Consider the following 6,247-nt stretch of genomic DNA (forward strand, 5'->3'; position numbering starts at 1 on the left):
CGGGGGTGTCGAGGACCGTTGATCGAGGCTGTTCCGTCGCACATCTGACGGAACAGCAGCTCCGGTCAGATGAGCAACTGTTTTTTGGCTTTGGAAGCGGCGCGTGCGGGCACGGCACGCAAAGGCGTACCTGTTTCCACACGATCACGAAGCAATGAGCCGTTTTCCATGTCGGGCAGTGTAACCGCAAAACTGCGCTTGCCGCCGCGCGTTTTCGCCAGCGCAGGGGAAACCAGCCGCTCGGACACATGGGTGCACGAAATTCCTTGACTTCCTCGCCCAGCGAATTAATATACGCATCGCGTATATCTACCCTATCTCCTGACGAAAAGAGAGGCAGCCCATGAGCGTCCCGCAACAAGCATTTCTCCGTGACGCGATGCGGCGTCTGAACCTCACCCGCGACGGCTTCGCGACACGTATCGGCGTGTCGAAGCGTGCGCTCGATACGTGGCTGCTGCCCGACGATTCGCAGGAATCGCGCGCGATGCCGGAAATCGTCGAGCGCTTCGTGTCGGAGATCGTCGTCAACGGCGCGCCCGCCGAAAAACATACGCAGAGCGTAGATTCGCAGTCACTGGCGAGCCAGATGCTGTTCGAAGGCAAGCCGCAACTGCTGTCCGTCGATCAGTTCTCGCGCGACGCCGTCGAAGCGCTGTTCCGCGTCGCCGACATCATGCAACCCATCGCGCGCCGCCGGAAAATCTCGCGCGTGCTCGAAGGCGCGGTGCTCGGCAATCTGTTCTTCGAGGCCAGCACGCGCACCCGCGTCAGCTTCGGCGCGGCGTTTTGCCGCCTGGGCGGCTCGGTGTGCGACACGACGGGCTTCACGTTTTCGTCGATGGCCAAGGGCGAGTCGATCTACGACACGAGCCGCGTGATGTCCGGCTACGTCGATGCCCTCGTGATCCGCCACCCGGACCAGGGCTCCGTGGCCGAATTCGCGCGCGCCACCAACATTCCCGTGATCAACGGCGGCGACGGCCCCGGCGAGCACCCCAGCCAGGCGCTGCTCGACCTGTACACGATCCAGCGCGAGTTCTCGCGTCTGGGCAAGATCGTCGACGGCGCCCATATCGCGCTGGTCGGCGACCTGAAGTACGGGCGCACCGTGCATTCGCTCGTGAAGCTGCTCGCGCTGTATCGCGGCATCAAGTTCACGCTGATTTCGCCGCCTACGCTGGAAATGCCCGCGTACATCGTCGATCAGATTTCGCGCAACGGTCATGTGGTCGAACAGACGCACGATCTCACCAACGGCCTGCGCGGCGCGGACGTCGTCTATGCGACGCGCATCCAGAAGGAGCGCTTCGCGGATGAATCGTTCGAAGGCTATACGCCCGACTTCCAGATCAACCAGGCGCTCGTCGATACCGTGTGCGGCCAGGACACGCTGATCATGCACCCGCTGCCGCGCGACAGCCGCCCCGGCGCGAACGACCTGAGCACCGACCTGAACCACGATTCGCGCCTCGCGATCTTCCGCCAGACGGACAACGGCATTCCCGTGCGGATGGCAATCTTCGCGGTGCTGCTCGGCGTCGAGAAGCTGGTTCAACACTCGATGCGCGATGCCGCGTGGCGTCCGCCCGCGTATCTCGGGCCCGACGATGCGGTGTTTCATGGTATCGATTGATTGGCTCACAGGCTAAGCCGCTGCTGGCTCATGTAAAACGCGCGTTGAGGTTCGACGCGCGTTTTTGTTTTTGCACCGCGCCCGACGTCGTTCGGCGCTTGGCGCCCGCGCCATTTCCCCGCCATCTTCGCGCCATCCATCCGTCACCGCTGCGCCACGGCAGATGTGCCACGATCGACACGTGCTTTCAACGCTGCCCAAACACGCCGCAACCTTTGCGTTGCGCGACGCCGGGTGCGGCGTGAAGTCGTTTGAGAAAGCAGTTCGCCGCGCGTGCGGTCGCATTGTGATGTTCTGCACCAGCGGCATCGAAATTGCTCATTGACAAGGCTTGCCATGCACCGGGCGCCCGCTTCGGGTTCGATGCGGCGTGAGCTTGCATCGAACTTCCAGGAGCAAGCAGAACATCATGTCCCACCACAACGACTGCCAGGGTCCGTGCGCGCAACACGATGCGCACGCGTCCCGCCAGGACGAGCATGACGTCTCGCCATCCAGCACTTCACGCCGCCGCTTCCTGCAATCCGCCGCCGCCGCGGCCGCAGTGGGCACCGCACCTTACGCGCAAGCGCAGACACAAACGCCCGCCGCCGCGCGGCCCGTTGCACGCGCAACGGTGCCGCCGCGCGCCGTGACGCTCAACATCAACGGACGCGACTACACATTGCAACTCGAGCCGCGCGTGACGCTGCTCGACGCGCTGCGCGAATACGCCGGCCTCACGGGCACGAAGAAAGGCTGCGATCGCGGACAGTGCGGCGCCTGCACGGTGCTCACCAATGGACGCCGCATCAACGCGTGCCTCACGCTCGCCGTGATGCACGAAGGCGAAGCGATCACGACGATCGAAGGACTCGCGAGCAACGGCACGCTGAACCCAGTGCAACGCGCATTCATCGAACAGGATGCGTTCCAGTGCGGTTACTGTACGCCGGGGCAAATCTGTTCGGCGACGGCCTTGCTCACGGAATTCGACGCCGGCACGGCCAGCACGGTCACCGCAGACGTGCGACGCCGTCCGCCGCAACTGACGGATGAAGAAATCCGCGAGCGCATGAGCGGCAACATCTGTCGCTGCGGCGCGTACGTGAATATCGTCGCGGCCGTGCAGTCCGCGCATCGCGGCACGGTCGGCAGCGGCACCGACTACACGTACTCGACGTTCGTCATCAAGACGAGCGACGTCGCGTAACGGGGAGACCATCATGGATGCCATCTCCTACGAACGCGCCGCCGATATCACCAGTGCCGTGCGCGCCGCGCAGCAGCCGGGCACGATGTTCATCGGCGGCGGCACCAATCTGCTCGATCTGATGAAAGGCGGCGTGACGCGGCCCGTCAGACTCGTCGACATCACGCGCATACAAGGTCTCGATAGCGTATCGACGCTGCCGGACGGCGGCCTGCGCATCGGCGCGCTGGTACGCAATAGCGACGCCGCGAATCATGCGCTGGTGCGCGCGCGTTATCCGCTGCTGTCGCAGGCGCTGCTCGCGGGCGCATCGGCGCAACTGCGCAATATGGCCACGGTGGGCGGCAACCTGATGCAGCGCACGCGCTGCCCGTACTTCTACGACACCGCCTTCACCGCCTGCAACAAGCGCGAGCCAGGCAGCGGCTGCGCCGCGATCAACGGCCACAACAGAACGCATGCGATTCTCGGCGCGAGCACGCAATGCATCGCCGTGAATCCTTCCGACATGAGCGTCGCGCTCGCCGCACTCGATGCGAACGTGCGCGTGAGCGGCCCGCAAGGCGAGCGCGTGATCGCGTTCGGCGAGTTTCACCGGTTGCCGGGCGAGCGCGCCGATCTCGACACCACGCTGCGTCCCGGCGAACTCATCACGTCCGTCGATCTGCCGCCGCCCCTCTTTAGCGAGCACGCGTATTACCTGAAGGTGCGCGACCGCGCGAGCTATGCGTTCGCGCTGGTGTCCGTGGCGGCAGCGCTGCAGATGGACGGCAACCACGTCCGCAGCGCGCGTATCGCGTTGGGCGGCGTCGCGCACAAGCCATGGCGCGCGACGGCAGCCGAGCAGATGATCGCGGGCAAGCCGCTCGATAGCGCCACATTGAAAAACGCCGCCGCCACGGCACTGAACGACGCGAAGCCGCTGCACGACAACGCGTTCAAGGTGCGGCTCGCGCAGAACGCGATCGTGCGCGCGGTGAACCAGGCGGCGGGAGGTGTCGCATGAATACGATGATCGGACATCCGCTCGATCGCACGGACGGCTTGCTGAAGGTGACGGGCGAAGCACGCTACGCGGCCGAGTTTCCCGAAGCGCGTCTGGCGCATGGCGTGCTGGTGACGAGCACGATTGCAAAAGGCGCGATTGCGTCGATCGACACGAGCCGTGCGTCGGCGTTGCCGGGCGTGCTGCTCGTGATGACATACCAGAATGCGCCGCGCCTGCCGAACGGCGGACGGCCCGCGCTCTCGCCGCCGGCGGGACGGCATCTGTCGCTGTTGCAGGACAACCAGGTCCATTACAGCAACGAGCCGATCGCCGTGGTGGTCGCGGATACGCTCGAACATGCAACCGATGCCGCGCGGCAGTTGCGCATCACCTATGCGGCCCAACCGGCGGCGCTCGATTTTGCGCAGGCCCGTTCCAGCGCGCATGCGCCCGACAAGCCGCAAGGCCGTCAGACCGACACCTCGCGCGGCGATTACGACGCGGGGCTGGCGGCGGGCGTGGTGCGCGTCGACGCCGTCTACACGACGCCGATGGAGCATCACAACCCGATGGAGCCGCACGCGACGATGGCCGTATGGGACGGCCCGCAACTGACGCTCTACGATTCGACGCAAGGCGTAACGGGCACGCGCACCTCCGTCGCGAAGACGCTGGGTATGTCGCCCGACGACGTGCGCGTGATCTCGCCGTTCGTCGGCGGCGGCTTTGGCTGCAAGGGCTCGGCGTGGTCGCACGTGGTGCTGTGCGCGATGGCCGCGAAGCAGACGGGGCGGCCCGTGCGTCTCGCGCTGGAGCGTCCGCAGATGTTCGGCTCCGTCGGCGGGCGGCCGTTCACCGAGCAGCGCATGGTGATCGCCGCGAAGCGCGACGGCACGTTGACCGCGATGCGGCACGACAGCTTCTCGAACACGTCGATGATCGAAGACTGGACGGAGACCTGCTGCATGGTCACGCGGATGATGTACGCGGTACCGAACCAGGTGACGACGCATCGTCTCGTGCAGTTGAACGTCGGCACGCCGACCTTCATGCGCGCGCCGGGCGAAACGACGGGTTCATGGGCGCTCGAAACGGCGATGGACGAGCTGTCGTATGAGTTGAAGATGGACCCTGTCGCGCTGCGCCTGAAGAACTATGCGGAGAACGACCCGCAGGAAAACCGGCCGTGGTCGAGCAAGGCCTTGCGCCAGTGCTATAGCGTGGGCGCGGAACGTTTTGGGTGGTCGCGTCGCAAGCCGCAGCCGCGTTCGATGCGCGACGGCAACACGCTGATCGGACTTGGGATGGGAACGGCGACGTATCCTGCCAATCGCAGCGAAGCGGCGGCGCTTGCGCGCATTCTGCCGGACGGCACGGCGATGGTGGTTTCCGGCACGCAGGACCTCGGCACGGGCACGTACACGGTGATGACGCAGGTCGCGTCGGACGCGCTCGGCATTGCGCCGGAGAACATCCGCTTTGGTCTCGGTGATTCGTCGCTGCCGAAGGCGCCTGTCTCGGGCGGCTCGCAGTCGGTCGCGAGCGTGTCGCCCGCCGTGCGCGATGCGTGCGATCAGGCGCGCGGCAAGCTGGTGGCAATGGCGCTGGCCGATCGTGGCTCGCCCGTGTTCGGCGTGACGCCGGAAGATGTCGTCGTGCAGAACGGTTGGGTCACGAGCCGTGCCGATCCTTCGAAGCGCGATCCGATAGCCGCGGTTCTTGCGCGCGCCGGCGGGCAGCCGATCGAAGCGACGACCAGCACGAAGCCCGGCGACGAGAAGCAGCGTTACTCGTTTCATTCGTGGGGTGCTGTGTTCGCCGAGGTCCATGTCGATGCAGATCTTGGGGCGATTCGAGTGGCCAGGCTCACCGGCGTTTATAACGTTGGGCGGATGCTCAATGTGAAGACTGCGCGCAGTCAATTGATGGGTGGGCTTGTTTGGGGAATCGGTGCCGCGCTCGAAGAGGCGACGACGCTCGATAAGCAGTATGGGCGTTTTATCAACGCCAATCTTGCTGAGTACCACGTGCCTGTGAATGCGGATGTTGGGGCGCTGGATGTGCTTGTGCTCGATGAGCCTGATCCTTTTATTAATTCGCTTGGGTCTCGGGGGATTGGGGAAATTGGGATTACTGGCGTGGTGGCGGCTATTGGGAATGCGGTTTATCACGCTACCGGCGTGCGGGTCAGGGACTTGCCTATTACGCTTGATAAGGTGGTTATGGTTTGATTTTTTTGCCGCTGTGCGCGGGGCTTGGGGGCGGGGTCTGTTTCGGGCTTCGGGCTTCGGTGTGTTGGCCTTTGCTTTTGCTGGCATCCGCGAGTTGGCTTTGCGATGGCATCCGCGGTTTGGCTTTGCGCTGGCATCCGCGATACGTTATCTCGCTTCACGCGTCGCCCCTGTGCGGGGCGGCACCTACTTTTCTTTGC

At 64.7% G+C, this 6,247-nt stretch carries 6 protein-coding genes; 5 read left to right on the forward strand and 1 reads right to left on the reverse strand.

The window, feature by feature from the left end; genetic code table 11:
• Positions 1 to 65 precede the first annotated feature (65 nt).
• Positions 66 to 248, reverse strand: coding sequence for a hypothetical protein (locus KFO72_RS33325; RefSeq protein ID WP_148654590.1), 183 nt, complete (start codon positions 246 to 248; stop codon positions 66 to 68).
• Positions 249 to 343: 95 nt separating this feature from the next.
• Here KFO72_RS33325 and KFO72_RS33330 point away from each other — a divergent pair, with 95 nt between their 5' ends.
• The 5 genes from KFO72_RS33330 to KFO72_RS33350 all read left to right on the forward strand — a co-directional run bounded on the left by KFO72_RS33330 (position 344) and on the right by KFO72_RS33350 (position 6,047).
• Positions 344 to 1,636, forward strand: a complete 1,293-nt coding sequence (locus tag KFO72_RS33330) for an aspartate carbamoyltransferase (protein WP_054935205.1) — start codon at positions 344 to 346, stop codon at positions 1,634 to 1,636.
• Positions 1,637 to 1,817: 181 nt separating this feature from the next.
• Entirely contained in the window at positions 1,818 to 1,961 is a 144-nt protein-coding gene (locus KFO72_RS33335) for a hypothetical protein (protein ID WP_176054442.1), read from the forward strand.
• 84 nt (positions 1,962 to 2,045) lie between these two features.
• Positions 2,046 to 2,828, forward strand: coding sequence for a (2Fe-2S)-binding protein (locus KFO72_RS33340; protein WP_225033881.1), 783 nt, complete (start codon positions 2,046 to 2,048; stop codon positions 2,826 to 2,828).
• Positions 2,829 to 2,841: 13 nt separating this feature from the next.
• Positions 2,842 to 3,834 carry an FAD binding domain-containing protein gene (locus KFO72_RS33345; protein ID WP_060603281.1) on the forward strand — a complete coding sequence of 331 codons (993 nt, stop codon included), beginning with the start codon at positions 2,842 to 2,844 and terminating at the stop codon, positions 3,832 to 3,834.
• The gene (locus tag KFO72_RS33350; RefSeq protein ID WP_225033882.1) at positions 3,831 to 6,047 is read left to right on the forward strand and encodes a xanthine dehydrogenase family protein molybdopterin-binding subunit; all 2,217 of its coding nucleotides are present in this window, start codon (positions 3,831 to 3,833) and stop codon (positions 6,045 to 6,047) included. Before KFO72_RS33345 ends, KFO72_RS33350 begins: the two co-directional genes overlap by 4 nt.
• Positions 6,048 to 6,247 lie beyond the last annotated feature (200 nt).

Source organism: Paraburkholderia sp. XV (assembly GCF_020177535.1).
GTDB classification, from domain to species: Bacteria; Pseudomonadota; Gammaproteobacteria; order Burkholderiales; family Burkholderiaceae; genus Paraburkholderia; species Paraburkholderia caribensis.

Bases quoted from the DNA above. Each gene is read 5' to 3' on its own strand.
- KFO72_RS33330 (WP_054935205.1), top strand. From the start codon at position 344: ATGAGCGTCCCGCAACAAGCATTTCTCCGTGACGCGATGCGGCGTCTG.
- KFO72_RS33350 (WP_225033882.1), top strand. From the start codon at position 3,831: ATGAATACGATGATCGGACATCCGCTCGATCGCACGGACGGCTTGCTG.
- KFO72_RS33345 (WP_060603281.1), top strand. From the start codon at position 2,842: ATGGATGCCATCTCCTACGAACGCGCCGCCGATATCACCAGTGCCGTG.
- KFO72_RS33340 (WP_225033881.1), top strand. From the start codon at position 2,046: ATGTCCCACCACAACGACTGCCAGGGTCCGTGCGCGCAACACGATGCG.